This window comes from Brevibacterium spongiae, assembly GCF_026168515.1.
GTDB classification, from domain to species: Bacteria; Actinomycetota; Actinomycetes; order Actinomycetales; family Brevibacteriaceae; genus Brevibacterium; species Brevibacterium spongiae.
The window spans coordinates 2,992,753-3,014,414 of sequence record NZ_CP093443.1; the positions used below are offsets into that span (position 1 = coordinate 2,992,753).

At 65.8% G+C, this 21,662-nt stretch carries 20 protein-coding genes; 10 read left to right on the top strand and 10 right to left on the bottom strand.

Features of this window, described 5'->3' with window-relative positions:
* Positions 1 to 8: 8 nt before the first annotated feature.
* The 4 genes from L1F31_RS13475 to L1F31_RS13490 all read left to right on the top strand — a co-directional run bounded on the left by L1F31_RS13475 (position 9) and on the right by L1F31_RS13490 (position 4,489).
* Positions 9 to 1,043 carry a phosphotransferase gene (locus tag L1F31_RS13475; protein ID WP_265417789.1) on the top strand — a complete coding sequence of 345 codons (1,035 nt, stop codon included), beginning with the start codon at positions 9 to 11 and terminating at the stop codon, positions 1,041 to 1,043.
* A gap of 10 nt (positions 1,044 to 1,053) precedes the next feature.
* Positions 1,054 to 2,295 carry a class I SAM-dependent methyltransferase gene (locus tag L1F31_RS13480; protein ID WP_265417790.1) on the top strand — a complete coding sequence of 414 codons (1,242 nt, stop codon included), beginning with the start codon at positions 1,054 to 1,056 and terminating at the stop codon, positions 2,293 to 2,295.
* A gap of 81 nt (positions 2,296 to 2,376) precedes the next feature.
* Positions 2,377 to 3,210 carry a sulfurtransferase gene (locus L1F31_RS13485; RefSeq protein ID WP_265417791.1) on the top strand — a complete coding sequence of 278 codons (834 nt, stop codon included), beginning with the start codon at positions 2,377 to 2,379 and terminating at the stop codon, positions 3,208 to 3,210.
* A gap of 397 nt (positions 3,211 to 3,607) precedes the next feature.
* Entirely contained in the window at positions 3,608 to 4,489 is an 882-nt protein-coding gene (locus tag L1F31_RS13490) for a C40 family peptidase (protein ID WP_265417792.1), read from the top strand.
* Between the two features lie 115 nt (positions 4,490 to 4,604).
* On the opposite strand, the gene L1F31_RS13495 is transcribed toward L1F31_RS13490, so the two are convergent.
* From L1F31_RS13495 to L1F31_RS13515, 5 genes are all read right to left on the bottom strand, one after another.
* Positions 4,605 to 6,233 (bottom strand): glycoside hydrolase family 3 N-terminal domain-containing protein, encoded by a 1,629-nt coding sequence (locus L1F31_RS13495; protein ID WP_265417793.1) that lies wholly within the window; start codon positions 6,231 to 6,233, stop codon positions 4,605 to 4,607.
* A gap of 38 nt (positions 6,234 to 6,271) precedes the next feature.
* Positions 6,272 to 7,816, bottom strand: a complete 1,545-nt coding sequence (locus tag L1F31_RS13500) for a mannitol dehydrogenase family protein (protein WP_265417794.1) — start codon at positions 7,814 to 7,816, stop codon at positions 6,272 to 6,274.
* The gene (locus L1F31_RS13505) at positions 7,813 to 8,766 is read right to left on the bottom strand and encodes a carbohydrate ABC transporter permease (RefSeq protein WP_265417795.1); all 954 of its coding nucleotides are present in this window, start codon (positions 8,764 to 8,766) and stop codon (positions 7,813 to 7,815) included. Before L1F31_RS13505 ends, L1F31_RS13500 begins: the two co-directional genes overlap by 4 nt.
* Entirely contained in the window at positions 8,763 to 9,704 is a 942-nt protein-coding gene (locus tag L1F31_RS13510) for a carbohydrate ABC transporter permease (protein ID WP_265417796.1), read from the bottom strand. The genes L1F31_RS13505 and L1F31_RS13510 overlap by 4 nt, the downstream gene beginning before the upstream one ends.
* A gap of 90 nt (positions 9,705 to 9,794) precedes the next feature.
* Positions 9,795 to 11,153: an ABC transporter substrate-binding protein gene (locus L1F31_RS13515; RefSeq protein ID WP_265420444.1), complete on the bottom strand. Its 1,359-nt coding sequence runs from the start codon at positions 11,151 to 11,153 to the stop codon at positions 9,795 to 9,797.
* 131 nt (positions 11,154 to 11,284) lie between these two features.
* Here L1F31_RS13515 and L1F31_RS13520 point away from each other — a divergent pair, with 131 nt between their 5' ends.
* The 5 genes from L1F31_RS13520 to L1F31_RS13540 all read left to right on the top strand — a co-directional run bounded on the left by L1F31_RS13520 (position 11,285) and on the right by L1F31_RS13540 (position 17,138).
* Positions 11,285 to 12,391, top strand: a complete 1,107-nt coding sequence (locus tag L1F31_RS13520; protein WP_265417797.1) for a sugar-binding transcriptional regulator — start codon at positions 11,285 to 11,287, stop codon at positions 12,389 to 12,391.
* Entirely contained in the window at positions 12,388 to 13,959 is a 1,572-nt protein-coding gene (gene xylB / locus L1F31_RS13525) for a xylulokinase (RefSeq protein WP_265417798.1), read from the top strand. Before L1F31_RS13520 ends, xylB begins: the two co-directional genes overlap by 4 nt.
* Positions 13,960 to 13,965: 6 nt before the next feature.
* Positions 13,966 to 15,063, top strand: coding sequence for an ABC transporter ATP-binding protein (locus L1F31_RS13530; protein ID WP_265417799.1), 1,098 nt, complete (start codon positions 13,966 to 13,968; stop codon positions 15,061 to 15,063).
* A gap of 134 nt (positions 15,064 to 15,197) precedes the next feature.
* Positions 15,198 to 16,325: a glutamate--cysteine ligase gene (locus L1F31_RS13535; RefSeq protein ID WP_265417800.1), complete on the top strand. Its 1,128-nt coding sequence runs from the start codon at positions 15,198 to 15,200 to the stop codon at positions 16,323 to 16,325.
* Positions 16,326 to 16,514: 189 nt separating this feature from the next.
* Positions 16,515 to 17,138 (top strand): GNAT family N-acetyltransferase, encoded by a 624-nt coding sequence (locus tag L1F31_RS13540; protein WP_265417801.1) that lies wholly within the window; start codon positions 16,515 to 16,517, stop codon positions 17,136 to 17,138.
* A 10-nt stretch (positions 17,139 to 17,148) separates the two neighbouring features.
* On the opposite strand, the gene L1F31_RS13545 is transcribed toward L1F31_RS13540, so the two are convergent.
* The 5 genes from L1F31_RS13545 to L1F31_RS13565 all read right to left on the bottom strand — a co-directional run bounded on the left by L1F31_RS13545 (position 17,149) and on the right by L1F31_RS13565 (position 20,878).
* Entirely contained in the window at positions 17,149 to 17,463 is a 315-nt protein-coding gene (locus L1F31_RS13545) for a hypothetical protein (RefSeq protein WP_265417802.1), read from the bottom strand.
* Between the two features lie 260 nt (positions 17,464 to 17,723).
* The gene (locus L1F31_RS13550) at positions 17,724 to 18,278 is read right to left on the bottom strand and encodes an NUDIX domain-containing protein (RefSeq protein ID WP_265417803.1); all 555 of its coding nucleotides are present in this window, start codon (positions 18,276 to 18,278) and stop codon (positions 17,724 to 17,726) included.
* Positions 18,265 to 19,344, bottom strand: coding sequence for a tRNA (adenosine(37)-N6)-threonylcarbamoyltransferase complex transferase subunit TsaD (gene tsaD / locus L1F31_RS13555; protein WP_265417804.1), 1,080 nt, complete (start codon positions 19,342 to 19,344; stop codon positions 18,265 to 18,267). Before tsaD ends, L1F31_RS13550 begins: the two co-directional genes overlap by 14 nt.
* Complete coding sequence (locus tag L1F31_RS13560) at positions 19,341 to 19,934, bottom strand: SRPBCC family protein (protein ID WP_265417805.1); 594 nt, start codon at positions 19,932 to 19,934, stop codon at positions 19,341 to 19,343. The genes tsaD and L1F31_RS13560 overlap by 4 nt, the downstream gene beginning before the upstream one ends.
* Positions 19,931 to 20,878 carry an aldo/keto reductase gene (locus L1F31_RS13565; protein WP_265417806.1) on the bottom strand — a complete coding sequence of 316 codons (948 nt, stop codon included), beginning with the start codon at positions 20,876 to 20,878 and terminating at the stop codon, positions 19,931 to 19,933. Before L1F31_RS13565 ends, L1F31_RS13560 begins: the two co-directional genes overlap by 4 nt.
* A gap of 138 nt (positions 20,879 to 21,016) precedes the next feature.
* Between L1F31_RS13565 and L1F31_RS13570 the strand changes: the two genes are divergently transcribed.
* Positions 21,017 to 21,655 carry a biliverdin-producing heme oxygenase gene (locus L1F31_RS13570; RefSeq protein ID WP_265417807.1) on the top strand — a complete coding sequence of 213 codons (639 nt, stop codon included), beginning with the start codon at positions 21,017 to 21,019 and terminating at the stop codon, positions 21,653 to 21,655.
* Positions 21,656 to 21,662 lie beyond the last annotated feature (7 nt).

The following is a 21,662-nucleotide window of genomic DNA, read 5'->3' on the forward strand; positions in this document are numbered from 1 at the left end:
GTGGTGACATGCTTCCTGACGGACTCTCCATGCTGTGGGAGAACGACGATTCCGCTGCCGCTCTGACCGACCGCTTCGGATTCCGCGACCTCCGGCACGCCGAGTCATGGCTTCGGGAGACCCTCCGCGATGTCTGGGACATCGACATCGACAGATGCACTCGGATCGCCATCAGCGACCACAACGCCATCGGCTGGGTGACCACCCGCCGGCACGACCGCCTCGTCGTCAAATGGTCGATGGAGACCGGACTCTTCGACCGGCTGCACGCAACGACGACAGTGCTTTCCCACCTCTCCGAGACCGGTGCGCCAGTGGCGCCACCGGTGCACAACAGAGACGGGTCAGTGCGCACGGTCGTCGACGGTCCCCGCTGCCCATTGTCTGTGGCGGTGCTGCCGGAACTCGCGGGACAGTGGCTGGACACCACCGATCTCGATGCCGTCGCTGCCGCCGGACGTGCTCTTGCCGAACTCCACAACCGCCTCGGCGAGGTCATCGATGTTCCCGCACCGCTGGCACGAGGCGAGGTGCCCCGCCGCTCTGCGGTCGGTGTCTCCGCGGCTGAGCCCGAAGACATGCGGGGTCGGATCCGGTCCTGGCTTGCGCAGGGAGGCGAGAGCCTGGCCCCGCAGGCATCGGCGGCGCTGGCCGACCTACTCGAGTCTGCTCCAGCGCTCGAGGATGCACCGCAGCTCATCCATCGCGATTTCCGGGCCGCGAACATCCTCGTCGAGGGTTGTGCGGTCACCGCGATCCTCGACTTCGACGAGATGACCGTCGATCATCGGATTCGCGATCTTGCCCAGGCCAGCGTGTATCTGGGCACGCTTTTCCACGACTGGGCTCCGACCGAACGCGCCGCGCAGATCGCATTGTGCGAGGGGTATGAGTCCGTGCGGCCGCTCGGCCTGGCGGAATCGGTGTGGTTCCCCATCATCCTCCTCTGGCAGTCGATCGCGGCAGTCGGTGCGCAGGGCGGGGCCCCGGGCTGGGTCGATGCCGCTGATGCGTTGGCGGAGGAACTCACCCCCGAACGATAGGGTGAAGGCTATGGATCCGCAGACCCTCACCGAACTGCTCGACGTCGCCGTCCTCGACCGGCTCGACCGCATCGACGACCTGACCGGCGATGAACTCGCGAAGTCATCGGCCCTGCGGAAGGAAGGCTATTCCGCCGAGGTGACCGCCGCCCTGCTCACCCAGGCGAGACTGCGGCAGGAGGCGGCCGCGAAGCTCGGTCCCTTCGCCGACGATATGCTCTTCACCCGCGACGGGCTCGCCCAGGCCACCCGCCTGCCGGTCGCCGCCCACCACGCGCGCCGCCTCATCGGCCACTCACCCGAGGACTCGGCCGGGGACGCCGCCGAGGATGCGGCCTTCCGCATCGCCGATCTCGGGTGCGGGATCGGTGCCGATTCGGTCGCCTTCGCCGGTATGGGCGCGCAGGTGACCGCCGTCGACGCCGACGAGGTCACCGCCGCCATCGCCGCCTTCAACCTCCGTCACCTCCCCGACGCATCCGTCGAACACGCCCGCGCCGAGGATGTCGACCTGGACGGCTTCGATGCCCTGTGGTTCGACCCTGCCCGTCGCACGATCGGCAAGGCCGACAAACGCGGATCGACCGCCCGCATCACCGATCCCGAAGCGTTCTCCCCCTCTCTGTCCTGGGTCATCGACCAGGCGTTGGGCGCGAAGGCAGCCGGGGTCAAACTCGGCCCGGCCCTCGATCATGACCTCGTTCCCGATGAGGCCGAGGCCCAATGGGTCTCCCACAACGGCGAGGTCGTCGAGGTCTGCCTCTACTTCGGGGCGGCCAGACAGCGTCCCGGCCGCGCAGCTCTCGTCATGGGCGAGCGCACCCTGCTCGTCCACGAAGATGACCTGCCGACCGAGGACGAGGCGGGCATCGGCGAGCTCGGGAAATACCTGCTCGAACCCGATGGGGCGATCGTGCGCGCAGGACTCGTCGCCGCCCTCTGCGGTCCCCTGCAGGCCAGACGCGTGCACCCGAAGATCGCCTACCTGACCACCGACGTCGCACCGAGTGGACCGGCCTCTGCAGGAGTCACCGCCTACGAGGTCGTCGACGTCCTGCCCGCGAAGATCCCGAGCCTGCGCAAGGAGCTCGTCTCCCGCGGAATCGGTTCCGTCGTCATCAAGAAGCGCGGCGCCGACATCGTCCCCGACCAGGTGAGACGGCAGCTCAAGCTGCCCAAGGGCGAGAAGGCCACGCTCGTATTCACTCGCCTCGGCGATAAGCACGTCGTGCTGCTCACGCAGCCCGTGTGAGTTCGCCGGACCCGTGTGAACTGACGTTGGCCGTGTGAGTTCACCCAACCCGTATGAGCTGACCCGACAGAAGGAGATCCAATGTCCCGCACCGACGTTCTCATCAGCGCCGATGAGCTGCTCAACCGGTTGCAGTCCGCACCGGCACCGAGGCTGCTTGACGTCCGCTGGACCCTGCCGAAACCCGATGGCCGGGATGACTTCGCCGCCGGGCACATTCCCGGCGCCATCTACGTCGATCTCGACACCGAACTCGCCAGCCACGACAACACCGACCCCACGGCCGGGCGGCACCCGCTGCCGAGCCCCGAGGCCTTCCAGGAGACGGTGCGCTCCTGGGGCATCGACGCCGACACCGAGGTTGTGGTCTATGACGACAATGCCTCGCTCGGAGCGGCCCGGGCCTGGTGGCTGCTGCGCTGGGCAGGTGTGAGCGCGCGAGTCCTCGACGGCGGGCTGGCGGCTTTCCGGGACGCCGGTGGGCAGCTGGAGACGGGTGACTCGGTGCCGGTCGAGCCGAGCTCCATGGTGATCACCCCGGGCCAGCTGCCGGTCATTGACGCCGATGCGGCGGCCGGCTTCGACGGTGTCCTGCTCGATGCCCGTGCCGGGGAGCGTTTCCGCGGAGAGACCGAACCGCTCGATCCGCAGGCCGGTCATATTCCCGGAGCGAAGAATGCCCCGGCCACCGACAACGTCCCCGCCGGGACGTTCTTGCCTGAGGCAGATCTGCGACAGCGCTTCGAAGCGCTCGGTGCCCTGGATCAGTCGGTCGGCGTCTACTGCGGATCCGGAGTCACCGCCTGCCACAATGCCCTGGCACTGGCGACGCTCGGCATCGAGGCGAGCCTCTACCCCGCCAGCTGGTCGGGCTGGTCGTCCGATCCCGACCGCCCCGTCGCCACCGGCGACTGAAGATCGCCACTGACAGCTGGAGTTCCGGTCGATCTGTGCTGGATCCCAGAGTCTTTCCGCACGGATCGCCCGGAACTCGACCGATCCGCGCTCGACCGCTCGCCACTCGGTTCCCGGCGTTTCCGGGACCCTCGGCGCTGCCGCCGCACTGAGGAGAACATCCTCGGCGAATGTCACGAAAAGTTATTCAAGCCGGAGAATCCGCGCTGAATCACGAATGCAATCGTGCTGGATCATCACCCTTTCGACCACCCGTCTCACCTCTTATAGCGCTGTGACCTGGGATTACTCCTCATAATTCGTCGAGAAATCCTTTTGTAACAAAAACGTGACAGAAGATCACGAATTCGTTACAGTGGAGGACATCGTCACATCAGACAGGCAATGAGAGGAACACGTGGCATCTAAGCAGCACGGCCGTCGCGCCGCCGACGTCAAGGCCAAGACACCACTGACCGAGCTGAGCGAACTGCTCGCTGCGAACTCCGGCGCATTCGGCCGCCGGGCCGCAGTCGTCGCCGCCAGCGGCGGACTGCTCACCGCAGCCGTCCTCCCCGCCGCCGGACAGGGAGCCGACGACAAGGCATCGGTCTCGGCCGAGACCGAGAAGCAGGCACCGGTCGAGTTCAAGAACCAAGCACCGACCATCGACGCCGGCGGCTCCTCGAAGAAGGGCGATCAGGAAGCATCGGTCACCGTCGACACAGACGTCGTCACCGCCGAAGCCGCCCCCAAGCCCAAGCCGAAACCGAAGCCTGAGCCGAAGGAGGAGCCGGAGACGACCGTCGCAGAGCCGGCGCCCGCCGAGGAGCCGGAGGAGGAGCCGAGCGAGAACTCCGAGGATGATTCGTCGAATTCCGAGAGCCCAGACGAGGGTTCAAAGGATGAGGGTCCGAAGAAGGACACCGGCGGCTCTGACGACTCGGGCCCGATCGACGGGTCCAAGGCCGAGCAGGTCCTCGGCTGGGCAGAGAAGGGCGTCGGAACTCCGTACGTCTACGGTGGATCATCGCAGAGCGGCTGGGACTGCTCCGGGTACACCTCCTGGGTCTACAGCCACGTCGGTGTGGATCTGCCCCGCAGCTCCGGTGCGCAGAAGGGTGCGGGCCAGATCGTCTCGCAGTCTGAGGCGAAGCCCGGCGACCTCATCTGGCGTCCGGGACACGTGGGCATCTATGCCGGAGACGGACAGATGTACGACGCCGGTTCGCCCGGATCAGGAACCTCGAAGCGCAGCTACAGCTGGATGGGCGACGTCACGTTCATCCGCGTACTCTGATCAATCCGATCCGCTACCCCAAGAACCCCTCGCCGGCGCTTAGCCGACGAGGGGTTCTTCGTGTCCGCGGCGGCCCGTGCTCGGCCGGTCACCGCCGGTTCAACGGCACTGAGCCTCACCCGCAGTCGGGAGCCTTGTCGCTGCCGTCATACTCGGCGGGCAGCTGACCCGATGCCTTGAGATCGCCTTTGAGCCATTTCGCCACGGCCTTCAGCGCATAGGGGTTCGAGTCGTACGCGGTCACCGCCGATTCGGCGGAGGTGCTGCGCATCGTCCACGGGGCAGCTGTGCCGACAGCCACCTCGGCAGACGTGCTCGGGCTCAGGCTCACCGAGGTTCCACCCGATCCGACGGTGAGTCCGGTGTCCTCGGCTGCCTTCTTCAGCGCGGCCTTCTCCTTGTCGCTGCCCCCGACGATGGAGATCGCGTCGGTGCCGGCGAACGAGCATTCGCCCTTGAGTACGGTCAGGGATTTCTCGGCCACCTCGGTGAGCACCTTCTTCGGATCCTCGCCCGAGTCGTCGGCTTTCGCGGTCTTCTGCGCCTCGGCGATGGCCAGCTGCGCGGCGACGACGCGTTCGGACTTCTCCTCGAGGTCCTTCTTCTTCAGCGTCCCGTTGCCCATCGCCTTCACGATCGCCTTCTGCGCGGCTGCCGAATCCGGGGGCATGAGCGCAACGTCGGCTCCGGCCGCGATGGCTTTGACGGTCTCCCCGCCCTTGAGGTTCTGGGGCACGGCCTTCATGTTCAGCGCATCGGTGGTGATGACGCCGTCGAAGTCGAGTTTCTCCCGCACAGCGTCATAGGCCTTGTCGTTGAGCGTGGCAGGCGTCGTCTTCGCATCGGGCAGCCCGATGTGGCCCATCATCACCATCGGCACCCCGGCCTTGACCGCGGATTTGAACGGCAGGAGATCCGTGTCCTCGAGTTCGTCGATCGATTTCTCCGATACAGGCAGGCTCTCATGCGAATCCACGCCGAGGCGGCCGTGTCCGGGGAAATGCTTCGCCGAGCTCGCGACTCCGCCGGAGCGGTATCCCTCGACGGCATCGGCGACGACGTCGGCGACGTCCTTGTGGTCGGTGCCGGCCGAGCGGACGTTGATCGCCTTGTCCTTCGGCCCCACGGTGACGTCGGAATCCGGAGCGAAGTCGATGGTGAAGCCGAGGTCGGTGAGGTTCTGCCCCTGCACCGTCGTCGCATCGGTGATGAGCTTCGGATCATCGGTGGCCGCCAGCCCCATGAGCGGCGGGAATGGCAGCGCCGCGGTGCCGAGCCGGGACACCGGTCCGCCTTCCTGGTCGACGCCGATCGACACCGGCTGACCCTTCGTGCGTGCCCCCGAGATCTTCTCCGTCAGGCCGGTAACCTGGTCACTCGTCGGATTCTCCGGCAGGTTGTAGCCCATGACGATGACCCCGCCGAGGTGGTTCGCCTTGACCATGTCCACCGGGGTCTTCGTATCCGTGCCGTCCCAGGTGCCGATGATGAGCGAGCCGGCGAGCTCATCGTCGGAGAAGTTCCCGACGATCTCCTTCGCCTCGTTCTTGAAATCTTTCGGGTCAGCGTCGGCCGGGTCGTCCAAGGTGGGTTCGGCGTCGGCCTGAGCCTGCGCTTGTGACTCTGATTTCGTGCCGGGTTTCTGTTCGCCTGAAGAGGTCGCAGGGTCGGCCGCACCGCCGGAACAGCCGACGAGCGCGAGAGTCGTGGTCAGGGCCAGGATGCTCAGGCGAGAACGCAACATGCCTCCATGCTAATGGCTGACCCTGACTCGACGCCCGTTCAGAGTTCTTCGTGCGCGGCCAGGCGGCGCACGGTCTCCTTCGCGCCTCGCTCGTGCAGCGATGTCAGTGCCGCGAGATACGGTTCAGTGAATCGCGGTTCCTGGGCCAGACCGCCGAAGAACTGTTCCTGCCGGAGGAAAGCCAGCGGGTCGTCGTTTTGGGTGCCGGCGACCTCCTGCAGCCGGTCGGAGTAGCGGTCGACGATGGTGAACCGACCGCCGGTCTCGTCATGCCCTTCGGCATAACGGGCCCAGGAGGCGCAGATCGCGGCGGCCACGTCAACGGGATGCCCTGAGGCAAGGTTGTCCTTGACGACGGGCAGCAGCCATTTGGGAATCCGATCGGAGGATTCCGCGCCGAGCCGGGCGAGGGTGTCGCGGATCTCCGGGTTGCTGAATCGCTCGATGAGCGAGTCCTTATAAGCATCGAGGTCGATTCCCGGCAGCGGTGCGAGGCTCGGCGTGCCCTCTTCGTCCATGTAGCGGCGCAGATAGATCGGGAAGTCCGGATTCGCCATCGCCTCATGAGCGAAGGTGTATCCACCGAGCAATCCGAAGTACGCCAGACCCTGGTGTCCGGAGTTGAGCAGCCGCAGCTTCATGTGCTCATAGGGCTGCACATCGTCGACGACCTGCACACGGGCCTGCTCGTAGGGCGGACGCCCGGACGTGAACACATCCTGCAGCACCCACTGGAAGAAGGGTTCGGCCACGACTGGCCAGGCGTCCTGCACGCCGGTGTCGGTCAGCAGATCGGCCCTGTCATCGTCGGTCGTGGCTGGAGTGATGCGGTCGACCATCGAGTTCGGGAAGGCGACGTTCGCCCCGATCCAGTCGGCGAGTTCGGCATCGACGAGGCGAGCGAAGGCGGAGAACATCTTCGCCGCGACCTCGCCGTTTTCGGAGATGTTGTCACACGACTGCACGGTGAAGGGGGCGAGACCGGCGTCCCGACGTGCCCGCAGCGCGGACACGACGTAGCCGAAGACCGTGGACGGCAGCTCCCCTGCCCGCAGCGCCTCGACGTCAGCGACGATCGCCGGTTCGTCGGTGATGAACTCGCCGGTGACGGGGTTGACGTTGTAGCCGCCCTCGGTGACGGTGAGCGAGACGATGCGGATGGCCGGATCCGTGAGCAGGTCGAGCAGTCCGGCAGGGTCATCGGGGCCGAACCGGTAGTCGATGATCGACCCGATCACCCGTCGTTCCCTGGCTCCGTCCGGGTGTTTGAGGGTGAGCGTGTAGAGGTGATCCTGACCGGCCAGGGCATCGCGCATGGCCGCGTCATGGGGCAGCACTCCGGCGCCGACGATCCCCCAGTCAGTCGCGAGGCCGGACTCCATGAGGTCATCGACAACCATGGCCATGTGTGCCCGGTGGAACCCGCCGACTCCGAAGTGGACGATGCCCGGCGTCACTGTCGACCGATCATAGGTCGGGACGGTGATGCCGCAGTCTGACAGCGCCGAAAGATTCTCCGCGGACAGGGCCAGGGTGGGGCCGCCTCGGCGAGGTTCGGGGGATACGGCAGCGGATGAGGTCATTTGACGGCTCCCATGGACAGGCCCTGGACGAGTTTGTCCTGGGCGGCGATGCCGGCGACGAGCACCGGGACGGAGATGATGAGCGAGGCCGCGCACACCTGGGACAGGAACAGGCCCTGGGAGGTGACGAAGCTCGTGAGGAACACCGGTGCCGTCGACGCCGCCGTCGAGGTGAGCACGGTGGCGAAGAGGAGCTCGTTCCAGGAGAAGATGAAGCAGATGAGCGCAGTGGCGGCCAGGCCCGGCGCGGTCAGCGGCAGCAGGATCTGGACGAAGACGCGCGGCAGTCGGGCTCCGTCGAGTTCGGCGGCCTCGAGGACCTCGACGGGCACCTCGGCGAGGAAGGAGCGCATCATCCACACCGCGATCGGCATGTTCATCGCCGAGTAGATGATGATGAGCAGCAGCCAGGTGTCGAGGATTCCTGTGGACTTCGCGACGAGGTAGACGGGCAGGAGGCCCGCGACCATCGGCAGCATCTTCGTCGACAGCAGGAAGAAGAGCACATCGGACCAGCGTTCGATGCGGCGGATGGCCAGCGAGTACGCGGCCATCGTGGAGAGCACGAGGACGATGAGCGTCGAGACGATCGCGGCGACGGCGGAGTTGATGAGGAACGGCCACGGGTTCGCGCCGTTGCCTCCGCCGAAGAAGTTCACGTACGAATCGAGAGTGAGCGGAGCGAAGAAGCTCGGCGGGTTCGTCGAGGCGTCTGTTTCGGCGTGGAGGCTGGTCAGCAGCATCCACAGCAGCGGTGAGACGAAGAGCAGTCCGATCAGCCAAGCCAGGAGGCCGAGCAGGACCTTTCCGATCCGACCTTGGCCGGGCCGCCGCGGTGCATTCGCCTTCCGCCGAGGCGGCTCGACCGATCCTGGTGAGCCCGGTTCGATCGCGGTGGGGGTCACTCCGGGCTCGGGGTGTGTGCCCACGGTCAGGTCGGGGGTGCTCATGAGTTCTCCTCCTTGAGCAGGGTGGATGCGGTGCGCAGGGCGAAGGTCGCGATGATCAGGGAGGCCACGACGACGATGACGCCGACGGCCGAGGAGACTCCGTAGTCCTGGGCGACGAAGAACTCCTGGTAGATGACGTACGGCAGGTTTGCCGTGCCGAGTCCCCCGGAGGTCATCGTGAAGACCATGTCGAAGTTCTGCACGATGTAGATCGTGCCCAGCAGTGCGGCGAGTTCGATGTAGCGGCGCAGATGGGGAAGGGTGATGAAGCGGAACGTCTGCCAGGGACCGGCGCCGTCGACGAGAGCCGCCTCGTAGACATCCATCGGTCGGGACTGCAGGCCGGCAAGCATGATGAGCATCATGAATGGCGTCCACTGCCACACGAGGACGAGCCCGATGCCCACCAGCGGCAAGCTCGTCATGAGGTCCGGCTGCGGGGCGGACTCACCGAAGACGGTGGTCAGCAGTCCGTTGAGCAGACCATAGGAGGGGTTGAAGATCGCATGCTTGAACAGAAGCGCCGCGGCCACGGGCACGACGAGGAACGGGGTGATCATCAGGGTCCGGACGAAGCCGCGGCCGATGAACTTCCGATCGAGGAGCAGGGCGATGCCCAGACCCAGCAGCGCCGAGACGAGCACCACCCCGACGGTCAGGCCGACGGTGACGAACACCGCCCGCAGCAGGTTCGCGTCGGTGAACACGGTGACATAGTTCTGCAGGGTGCCGAAGGCGATGTCATCCGGGTAGGCGGCATTCCAGTTCATGAACGAGATGATGATCGTGATCGCGAACGGGATCTGGGTGACGATGATGACGAAGATGAGCGCCGGCAGCATGGGCGCGCGTTTGAGCCATCGGTCCTTGGCACGGGGTTTGGGCGGCGTGATCGGCTGCGATGCACGCTCGGCGGCGGGTGCTGACACTTCGAACATCCTTCGTCAGGTGGGTGATGCGGGCCGGTTGGGAAGTAGGGCAGGAGCCGTCTCGGGGCGGGGTCGATCATCCGCCCCGAGGCTGCGCGGTCACTTCTTGTACTTGTCTCCGACCTTCTCGGCTTCCTTCTGGCCCTTCTCCAGCGCCTTGTCGACGGTCGTGCGTCCGGCGATGGCGGAGCTGACGTCCTCGGAGATGCCCGTGGCGAGGTCTGCGAATTCGGGGATCGTCACGAACTGCACGCCGAGCGTCGGACGCGGCTGGACTCCCGGGTTCTCGGGATCGGCCGAGTTGATGGCGTCCTCGGTCTGCTTAAAGAACGGTTCGGCGGCCTTCTGGTACTCGGGATTCTCATACGTCGAAGTTCGCTTGCCCGCGGGCACGTGCTGCCAGCCGAGCTCCTCGGCGACGGTCTCCTCGTAGTCCTTCGATGAGGCCCAGGCGACGAATTTCTTCGCCGCGTCCTGATTCTTCCCTGCCGCCTGAATGCCCCACGCCCACGTGTAGAGCCAGGAGCTCGAATCCGTCTCCTTCACCGGGGCGGCGACGTAGCCGATCTTGCCCTTGACCGGGGAATCGTCGGCTTCGAGTGTGCCGGTGGCCGCGGTCGAGTCGTACCACATGGCGACCTTGCCCTGCTGCAGGTTCGTCAGGCATTCGGTGTATCCGGCCTGCGGAGCCCCGGACTCGCCGTGGTCCTTGATGAGGTCGACGTAGAAGTTCGTCGCGGCTTTGAACTCCTTCGAATCGACCTGGGCGTTCCAGTCCTTGTCATACCAAGTGCCGCCGAAGGTGTTGACCACCGTCGTCAGCGGAGCGAACATCTCGCCCCAGCCGGGCAGCCCACGCAGGCAGATGCCCTTCGTGCCCTCCTCGGCTCCGTCGACCTTCGCGGCGAGCTTGGCCACCTCGTCCCACGTCGGCTTCTCCGGCATCGTCACGCCGGCCTTGTCGAAGATGTCGGTGCGGTACATGAGGAACGAGCCCTCACCGTAGAACGGTTCGCCGTACACCTTGCCGTCGACGGTCATCGATTCGGCCATGGGGGTGAGGATGTCCGACTGGTCGAAGCCCTCAGCGTCGGCGACGCCGTCGTCCATGGGCGTCAGCCACTTGTTGTTCGCATACGTCGGGATCTCATAGTTCGACATCGAGGCGACGTCGTAGTTGCCGGCCTGAGCGGCGAACTCCTGGCCGATCTTCGCCCGCACTTCGTTCTCGGGCAGCACTGTGTAGTTGACCTTGATGCCGGTGTCTTCAGTGAAGCGGTCGGCGGTGAGCTTCTGCAGGTCCTGCATCTGCGGGTTGTTGACCATGAGGACGTTGACCTCATCGCCTCCGCCCCCGGAAGAGCTGCCGCCGGCACCACCGCATCCGGAGAGTGCGAGTGCTCCGACCATTCCGATGGCCGCCCATACGGCGCCTCGGCTCGTGATCAGGTGTTTCATCATTGTGCCTTCCCTCGTCCTTGCGGGATTGCTGCCCGCCATCGGGTTCGCTGCGAGAAAATCATATGAGCATCGGTGCTCATATGTGCAATACTGTGTCACGAACCAATCAGATGTGCAACACTTCACATATGAGCGAACACACTGTCGTCGACGCCGAGGGGAGGACCATGAGCACAGCACCCACCGCCCGTCACCGCCGCTTTCTCGCGCAGTTGGCCCGCGATCATTACCTCGAGGGCAGGTCGAAGGTCGAGATCGGCAAGACCCACGGGCTCAGCCGGTTTCAGGTTGCTCGTCTCCTCCAGGAGGCCGTCGACACCGGCGTCGTCACGATCACCATAGAAGCCGATGCCGGTGAGGAGAACAGCCTGGCCGAACAGGTCGCCGCGGCCTTGGGCCTCGGCTCGGTCGTCATCGTCGACATCCCCGACGAATCCCAGGCTTCCCAGCAGATGGGGCGGGCGGCGCTGTCCCTGGTCGGGCGCCATGCTCGCGCCGGGATGCGCATCGGCCTGTCCTGGTCGCGCACCCTCGATTCCGCCGCCGCCTTCACCCCTGCCCTGCCACGGTGCACGATCGTCCAGCTCGCCGGAGCTCTCCGACTCGAATCCCACCGCCCCAGTGCCGAGATCTTCACTCGACTCGGTCAGGATCCGGCCGTGAGCATGGTCCGCCTGCCGGCCCCGCTGCTCGTCACCGAGTCCAGAACCGCCGACGACCTGCGGGCCCTGCCCGAGATCTCCGGCACTCTCGCCGCAGCCGATGACCTCGACCTCGCCGTGGTCTCTGTCGCCTCGTGGGCCGAGGGCCTGTCCTCGGTGTGGGAGAAATGCTCGCCTGCCCAGCGCCAAGCCGGCATCGACGACGGTGCTGTCGCCGAAGTCTCCGGTCGTCTCTTCGACGCCGCCGGTCAGGACGTGACCACGATCGACGATCGGGTCATCGCCGTCACCCTCGATCAGCTCCGTCGTGCCACGACAACCGTGGGAGTCGCCCGCGGAGCCGAGCGTGCCCGTGCCGTGCAGGCGGCTTGTGCCGCGGGGATCCTCGACATCGCCGTCATCGACCGCTCCCTCGCCGAGGCGGTGCTCACCGAGGCGGGCCAGTCCGGCGGCGCTCTGCCCGAGGATGGGCACACCGGCACCGAGGCGGCGGGTGCTTCCCCGTCCGCGTCGTCCGCGTCGTCCGTGCCGTCCGCGTCGTCCGTGCCGTCCGCTCCCGAGGACGAACCATGAGCACGGCTCGCAGGTACGTCGCCGGCGTCGATTCCTCGACGCAGAGCTGCAAGGTCGTCATCGTCGATCCGGCGAACGGTGCAGTCATCCGCACCGGTTCGGCCCCTCATCCTCCCGGCACCGAGGTCGATCCCGAACAGTGGTGGAACGCGTTGCACGAGGCGCTGACGAACGCCGGGGGACTCGACGATGTCGCGGGGTTGAGCATCAGCGGCCAGCAGCACGGCCTCGTCGCTCTCGACGCCGAGGGACGAGTCATCCGCGATGCGCTGCTGTGGAACGACCTGCGCAGCAAGGCCGCCGCCCGGGATCTCATCGCCGAGGTGGGTGCTGAGGACTTCGTCGCCCGCACCGGAATCCTGCCCGTCGCCTCCTTCACCGCCGCGAAGCTGCGGTGGCTGCGGGATGCGGAACCGGACAACGCCGGGAAGGTCGCCGCCGTCGCTCTCCCCCATGATTGGCTGACCTGGCGATTCCTCGGCTACGGGCCTGCCGCCAGCACTGCCAGAGGCCCCGTGCTCGAGGCCCTGACCACTGATGCTTCGGACGCCAGCGGCACCGCCTACTTCGACCCGGCGACGGGCACCTACGATCTCGACCTGTTCCGCACCGTCTTCGGGGCCGAAGCGCGCGAAGCGACGGGCACGGCCGAGACTGACCCGAGCACCACCTCGGCGATCGTCGTTCCTCGGGTCCTCGGACCCCACGAAGCTGCCGGAACCACGGACGAGGGCATCCTCGTCGGGCCCGGAGCCGGCGACAATGCGGCGGCAGCGCTGGGCCTAGGAGTCACCTCGGGGGACGTCGTCATCTCCATCGGCACCTCGGGCACGGTCTTCGGCACCACCGACCTGCCCGTCGCCGATGCCACCGGAGCGGTGGCGGGCTTCGCCTCAGCCGACGGCGGTCGCCTGCCGCTGGTCGCGACCCTCAACGCCGCGCGCGTCCTCGTCTCAGCGAGCACGCTCCTGCGCATCAGCCACGACGAGGTCGCCGCTCTCGCTCTGTCCTCGAACCCGGGCGCGAACGGAGTCACGCTCGTGCCGTATTTCGAGGGCGAGCGCACCCCGAACCTGCCGGATGCGAAGGCCCGCCTCGAGGGGATGACTCTGGGCAACGCCTCGGCGGCCAACGTCGCCCGCGCCTTCGTCGAAGGGATGCTGTGCGGGCTCGCCGACGGGCTCGACGCGGTCCAGGCACACGGCATCGTCGCCGAACGGCTGCTGCTCATCGGCGGGGCCGCCCGCAACCCGGCCGTCCGAGAGGTTGCCCGCGACATCTTCACCGTCCCCATCGACGTCCCCGAACAGGCCGAATACGTGGCGATCGGTGCCGCCCGGCAGGCCGCCTGGACGCTCAACGGTGTGCTGCCGGACTGGCAGGTCGAGCTTGTCGCCACCCTGCACCCGCGACCGTCTCGGGTGCGAGAGCAGTACCGGTCCTATGCGCAGCAGACACCCGTCGAGACCCCCTTCGAATCCGTCACCGACGAGCCACAGTCCAGAACTCATCGCTCACTGCACGATCACCGCGGATCATCGGATGCGAACGCATCCGTGAAAGGTTGAGAAGAAATGGCCACAGTCACTTTCGACAAAGCTCTGCGTCAGTACCCGGAAGCGCTGACGCCCTCCGTCGACGAGATCAGTCTCGACATCGCTGACGGGGAATTCCTCGTCCTCGTCGGACCCTCGGGCTGCGGGAAATCGACGACCCTGCGTATGCTCGCGGGTCTCGAACCCGTGGACTCCGGGCACATCCGCATCGGCGACCACGATGTCACGGACCTCTCCCCCAGGGAACGCGACATCGCGATGGTGTTCCAGAACTATGCTCTCTACCCGCACATGAGCGTGCGCGAGAACATGGCCTTCGCCCTCAAGATCGCAGGCGTCGCAAGGAAGGAGAGGGACGAACGCGTCGAGGAGGCCGCCCGCCTGCTCGACCTCGAGGCGTACCTCGACCGCAAGCCCAAGGCCCTGTCCGGCGGGCAGCGGCAGCGCGTGGCGATGGGTCGGGCGATCGTGCGCTCCCCGCAGGTCTTCCTCATGGACGAGCCGCTGTCGAATCTCGATGCGAAGCTGCGCGTGCAGACCCGCGCACAGATCGCCTCCCTGACCCGCCGGCTGGGTGTGACGACCGTCTATGTCACCCACGACCAGGTCGAGGCGATGACGATGGGCGACCGCGTTGCTGTCCTTGCCGACGGACGCCTGCAGCAGGTCGACACGCCCGCGAACCTCTACGACCGTCCGGCGAACCTCTTCGTCGCCGGTTTCATGGGCTCGCCTGCGATGAACCTCATTGAGGTTCCGGTCGAGGGGACGGCGCTCCGCCTCGGCGAGGTGGACCTGCCGCTCACGGAGAGTCAGCGCGGGCAGGTCACCGGTGAGACGGTCACGGTCGGGGTGCGTCCCGAGGATCTGCGAGTCGACGACGGCCAGGGGCTTGAGGTCACGGTGGATCTCGTCGAGGAGCTCGGTGCCGATGCCTATGTCCACGGTCGGACCAACCTGCCCGCCGGAGAGAAGACAGTTGTGGCCCGGGTCGCCGGACGGTCGACGATTCGCCGCGGAGACACCGTTCGGGTGACCCCCGATTCGGCACGCCTGCACCTGTTCGACACCGAATCGGGGCACCGCCTCGAGGAGGGCGAACGTCAGGCCGCGTGAGGGACACACGAACGGCAGAGGCCGTCACGCCGGAGGAAGTCCGCAGCGCCTCAGCCGAGGGATGGGGCGGATCCCACAGTCCGAATCGCACCGCAGAATCAGGCGAAACGGGTTCGCGCGTTTATGATCGATCCATGGTCGATTTCGCACACTCCCCTCGTTCCACCCTCGGTGTCGAATGGGAACTGGCTCTGCTGGACTCGCCGAGCTTGGACCTGACCCCTGCCGCCGAGACCCTGTTGGCGGATGTGGCCGAGCACGCTCCCGAGTTCGAGAAGCACATCGTGGGCGAGATGCTCACGAACACCCTCGAACTCGTCACCGGTGTGCACACCGAGGTCGGGACGGTCGCCGAGGATCTGGCGGCCTCGATCGGGGCGCTGCGGAAGCTCACTGAGGCCCGCGGCGTCGAGCTGATGTCCGCAGGCACGCATCCCTTCGCACAATGGCAGTCGCAGGAAGTCCGTGCCAAGGACCGCTACCTCGAACTCGTCGATCGCACCCAGTGGTGGGGGCGGAACATGCTCATCTTCGGCGTGCACGTCCACGTCGGCATCGACTCCCGCGACAAGGTCCTGCCGATCGTCAACGCCCTGCTCGCCTACGTCCCGCACCTGCAGGCACTGTCTGCATCCTCCCCGTTCTGGGGCGGCACTGACACCGGGTACGCCTCAAACCGGGCGATGATGTTCCAGCAGCTGCCCACCGCAGGTCTGCCCTTCCAGTTCGACAAGTGGTCCGACTACGAGAAGTACGTCGACGACATGCTCACCACCGGCATCATCGATCACATCAACGAGATCCGCTGGGACATCCGCCCCGCCCCGCACTGGGGCACCGTCGAGGTCCGGGTCTGCGACGGACTGCCCACGCTCGAGGAGATCCTCGCGATCACCGCCCTCATCCAGTGCCTCGTCGATGACATGTCCGAGCGCCTCGACGCCGGTGAGACGCTGCCGACGATGCCCGACTGGTTCCATAATGAGAACAAGTGGCGGGCCGCACGCTACGGCATGGACGCGATCATCATCGAAAACGCCGAAGCCGACGAGCGACTCGTCACCGAGTGCCTGGCCGACGAGATCGAGCGTCTCTCACCGGTCGCCGAACGACTGGGCTGCACCGACGAGCTGCACTCGATCACGTCGATCATCGAACGCGGGGTGCCCTACCAGCGTCTGCAGAAGGTCTTCGGCGCCACAGGGTCGCTGACCGAGGTGACTCGTTCGCTCATCGGCGACCTGCGCAACTCGTACCAGTGAGAGGTTGAGTGTGGCCGGATGCGGACGCGGGTTGGCAGGAACTCAGGTCGCAAACGAACATCCGGCCCCGAATCCAGGTCGCAATCGGACATTTCTGAGCGCCAGAAGTATCCGATTGTGACCACTTCTCGCTGAGTCCTGTGGCCAACAGGGCCTGTTGGGTTGTCGGGCACCGTGTAGCGTGTGCTCATGGGCATCACGATTGCGCGCATCACCCCTGAACACGGACCGCAGGCACGCACGCTCATCGCCCGCGCGTTTGCCAACGATCCACTCATCAACTGGTTGTTCCCGCCGACAGATATGAGCCTCGATCAGCGTCTCGATGCCATCGCAATCTTCTATTGGCCCGACGTCGAAGCATATGCCGCAGCCGGTACCGGCCATGTGGCACTTGATGGAAACGAGGTAGTCGGTGCTTCAATGTGGAGTTTGCCTAATACCACTCGGCCCGCGTCGGTGCTTCCCTCTTCTACGACGGTGGCGACCATACTCTTAGGCGAGAAACTGAAGGAGCTCGCTTCGGCCATGAAAGCCGCTAGGGCGACGGGTAGAACTCCTGAAACCCCTTACCTTCACGATTTGGCTGTCGATGATGGATGTCGCAGCTCTGGAATCGGTGCCAAACTGCTCGAGGCTGGTCTCGACGAGTACGGCACAGACGGCTCTTGGCTCGAAACCACGAATCCACGCAATCATTCTTTCTACGAACGGTTCGGCTTCAACATCGACGCTCAACATCGCATTGCAGATTCGGACATCACCATGACTCGCATGGTCAGAGGCCGAACGGGCTTCCTCCCAACGAACTGACGCTGCGACATCAATCCGCAAGGACGAACGGATCGTGATTCCACGCCCCGTTGCGGAAGGTCAGATCAATTGGTGCTGTCTGAGAGGTGGATTCTCCGGGCAGCTCGCTCATACTCACGCCCAGCAACGCTCCTCTCCCGAAATAGCGAACCCCGACACCGACTTTGAGACTCTGCCTCTCGTCAACTTCAACTTCTGTGGGAGCCAGCCAGCTCAGCCGATACTCCCTATCCTCCGTGGAACCGACGAGCAGAAACGGCGTCGAGAACGCTCTGACAAACCAGCCGTTGATCCAGTGCGGCCTGAGCTCAATCCTCAGAATCATGGTGCTGTGGTCCTTAACGTGGTCAGGCAGTTCACAGTGGCGATAAGTCTGAATTTACGTGGGATATCAGACCTTTGCCCACACTCAACGCGTTCGTCGAGCGGAAACTGCGCGGTTGGCCAGAAGCCTAGGTCGCAATCGGACATTCTGATCCAAATCCAGGTCGCAATCGGACATTTCTGAGCGCCAGAAGTATCCGATTGTGACCACTTCTTATCCCAGGCAGGTGGCTTCACAGCGCACCAGCCATCCCGCCCCACTCACAGATGAGGGCGCAGCAGCTCCAGCAGCCTGGGCAGGCTCGCGGCCACTCCCGGGTGCAGTTCGTAGTCAACGAGCTCATCGAGTGGGACCCAGGACAGCTGGATGCTCTCGGGATCGTTGATGACGGCTTCGAAGCGGCGCAAGGTCCTCGCGATCACAGTGGTGTAGCTCCAGGTGTCGAGGTCGAGCACATGCGTTTCGAGGATCTCGATGCCCGAACCGTCCTGATCCGGCACCCCGGCCTCTTCCCAGGACTCACGAACCGCGGCCTCGACGGCCGACTCTCCCACGTCGCGGGCCCCGCCGGGGAATCCCCAGGTCCCACCTTCGACCGACCACAGCGCCCGGTGCTGCATGAGCACGCCTCGCTCCGGGTCGACGAGCATGAGCCCGGCGGCCCCGTTGAGCCCCCAATGCTTCTTCCCATCAGATCCGTACGTCCACCCGTCCCCGGATCGCCGAGGCGGCCGACCGTCAGGCAGGTGTGTTGACTTCGCCGCCCGAGCGTTCTGCTCGGCAGCGCTGTCAGGGGTGTTCTCAGACGAGGACATGATCGACATCCAATGAGGAGACGGCGGCGAAGGACAGGTCGCTCGGCCCGATTCCGCGGGAGACGAGCTCGGCACCGAGAGCCGCGACCATGGCTCCGTTGTCGGTGCACAGCCGCAGCGGTGGCACCCGCAGGGTCACGCCGGCCTCGGCGCAGCGTGCTGCGAGCACCTCACGCAGGTGCGTATTCGCCGCCACTCCCCCGCCGAGCACCACATAGTTGATACCTGTGTCAGCGGCAGCCAACAGGGTCTTCGTCACGAGCACGTCGACGACGGCGTCTTCGAACCCTGCGGCGATATCGGCCACGCGCAGGTCGGTGCCGAGAGTCTCGGCCTTCGTCACCTCGCGCAAAGCTGCGGTCTTGAGCCCGGAGAACGAGAAATTGTACCGGCGCTCGGGATCACGGAGGTCCTGTTTCTTCGCCAGTCCGCGTGGGAACTTCACGGCGGTCCGGTCACCGGGCACTCCGGTGCCGTCGAGCAGACCGAGAGCAGCCTTCGAGATGTTCGGCCCACCGGGATAGTTCAGTCCCAGCAGACGCGCGGTTTTGTCGAAGGCCTCTCCGGCAGCATCGTCGATCGTCGCACCGAGGAGTTCGATGTCGTCGACGACATCGCCGATGCGCAGGATCTCCGTATGCCCGCCGGAGACGAGGAGGGCGATGGTCGGGGTGGTCAGTCCGTCGACGTCTTCTGCAACGAGGTCGACGGCGACGTGGGAGGCGAGGTGATTGACCCCGTAGAGCGGTTTGCCGAGAGCCGCGGCGAGCCCTTTCGCCGCTCCCACACCGACCATGAGCGCACCGGAGAGACCCGGCCCCGCGGTCACGGCGACGGCATCGATATCGGTCAGCCCCACCTCGGCGGCCTCACAAGCCTGGGCGATGGCCGGGCCGATGGCCTGCACATGAGCGCGGGAGGCGACCTCGGGCACGACCCCGCCGAATCGGACGTGTTCGTCCATCGACGAGGACACGGTGTTCGTCAGCAGCGTGCGTCCGCGGACGATGCCGACTCCCGTTTCGTCGCAGGAGGATTCGATGCCGAGGACGAGTGGTTCGCTCATGCGTCGTCCCCTGCGATAACGGAGGGAAATCCGCCAGCCGAGTCCGCAGTTTCCACGTCGAGGTCCGCATAGGCGGCGTCGAGCTCGGGCTCCGTCGCCTCGGCGACGTCGAGACCCAGCGAGCGGGCGAACAGCCGCAGGTGGGTGTCCCACATGGGCCCGAAATCGGCGGCCTGGGCGCGGGCGGAGTCGACGTCGGCGGCGGTGTGGGTGAACACGAGCAGAGTCTCCTCGCCCGCGTCTGCGGCCTCGCCGCCTGCCGGCACAAGGCGGACGCCCACAACCCCGAACGCCTCGAGTTCGAGCAGCACGTGGTCGTACTCCTCGCAGCTGAGGACCGAACCGTTCAAGTCGGCGTCCTCGAGTTCGAACGTGATCGGCAGTGCCGACGGCTCGTCGGTTGAGTCATCAGCCGAATCATCGCCCGAGTCGTCCCCTTCGCCGAGGCGGAACGGCGCGAACCAGGCACCGGCACTTCCGCTGTCGGTGAGGGCGTTCCAGACAGTCTCGATATCGCGGGCCACCGGCAGCTCGATGACGAGGTCGGTGCCATTCTCCCAGGTGACCAGGCGCGGACTCGTCTCGGTCATGCTTCCACCCAGGCTCCGTCGAGGGCGGCCTTCTCATCAGGACTCAGCTGCATCTCGGTGCCGGCGAGCAGCTCGGTGAGCTGTTCGGGCACGCGAGCCGAGGCGATGGTCGAGGGGATGAAGTCGTGACTGAGCTGCCAGGCGATGGCGGTGGCCGTCATCGTCGCATCATGAGTCGAGGCCACATCGTGGAGGACTTCGAGGGCGCCGAGCGCCTTCTGGTCCTCGACGAAGCCGGCCACCCGCTCACCCCGCACGCTGCCGGTGGCGTCTCCGCCGGTGTGCTTGCCGGTGAGGAACCCGGAGGCCAGGGAGTGGAAGGGCAGTTCGGCGATGCCCTCGGTTCGCAGGTAGGCCTGCTTCGCCTCGTCGACCGCGGTACGGGAGACGAGGTTGAACCGGTCTTGGACGACGCGGTAGCAGGCGAGGGAGAACTTCGTCGAGATCTTCCGGGCCTTCTGCAGTCGTTTGAGGCTGAAGTTCGACGCCCCGAGGTAGCTGACCTTGCCGGAGCGCACGAGAGCATCGAAGGTCTCGGCTACGGCGACCTGATCGACGTCCTCATCGTCCTGGTGGGCGTAGTAGACGTCGATGCGGTCGGTGCCCAGCCGACGCAGTGAATCATCGACGCAGTCGCGGATGTTCGCCGGGTCGAGGCCTTTGCGCTTCGGGTGCATGCCGACCTTCGTCGCGATGATCATCTCGTCGCGGTTGCCGCGGGACTTCATCCATTCGCCGATGATCGTCTCTGATTCTCCGCCGGAGTTCCCATCCACCCACGCCGAGTACGCGTCGGCCGTGTCGATGAAGTTTCCGCCGGCCGCAGCATAGGCGTCGAGGACCGCGAAGCTCTGATCCCGATCCGCGCCCCATCCGAAGGGATTGCCGCCCAATTGCAGCGGGTGGACGAAGAGATCGGTATCTGCCAATTGCACACGTGTCATGCCTCCAGCCTACCGGTTCGGCTTCCGCGCTTTCGGCTCGGATCACCACCCGGAACACAGGTTAGGCTAAGCTATGAACAGGCGATGATGCCGATCACATCTTCGTCGCAATCCCCGAGTGATCCCCGAGGAGACACCATGTCCGAACAGTTCTCAGCTCGCCTCAAGGCCAGCACCGCCGCCATCCACGACGAGGTCGAGCACACCACGTTCATGGTCGATCTCATGGAGGGTCGCCTCGACTCCCGGGCCTACGCCCTGCTGCTGCGTCAGTACCAGGCCATCTACTCCGTGCTCGAATCGACATCGCGGCAGTTCGCCGACGATCCCGTCTTCGCGCCCTTCCACGATGTGAACCTCTTCCGCAGCGAGCGCATCGCAGCCGACCTGACCGCCCTCGACGGCAGCGATCTGCCCGTGATGCCCAGCGCAGACGCCTATGCCGCCCGCCTCGCCGGACTCGAACGGGCTGAGCAGGTCATCGCTCACCATTACACCCGCTACCTCGGCGATCTCTCCGGCGGTCAGGCGATCGACACCCTCATGGGCCGCCATTACGGTCTGGGAACTGACGCGCTGACCATGTGGGACTTCGCCGAAATCGGCAAGACGAAGCCGTACAAGGACGCCTACCGCAGGCTCCTCGACGAGGTGGCCGCCACCGGTGGTGATGAGCAGATCGTCATCGACGAGACCATGGTCGCCTTCCGTCTCAACGGTGCCCTTCTCGTCGACCTCACCGAGGCCACGGAGGAACGAGCGGTCCCCGTCGGCTAGGCGTACG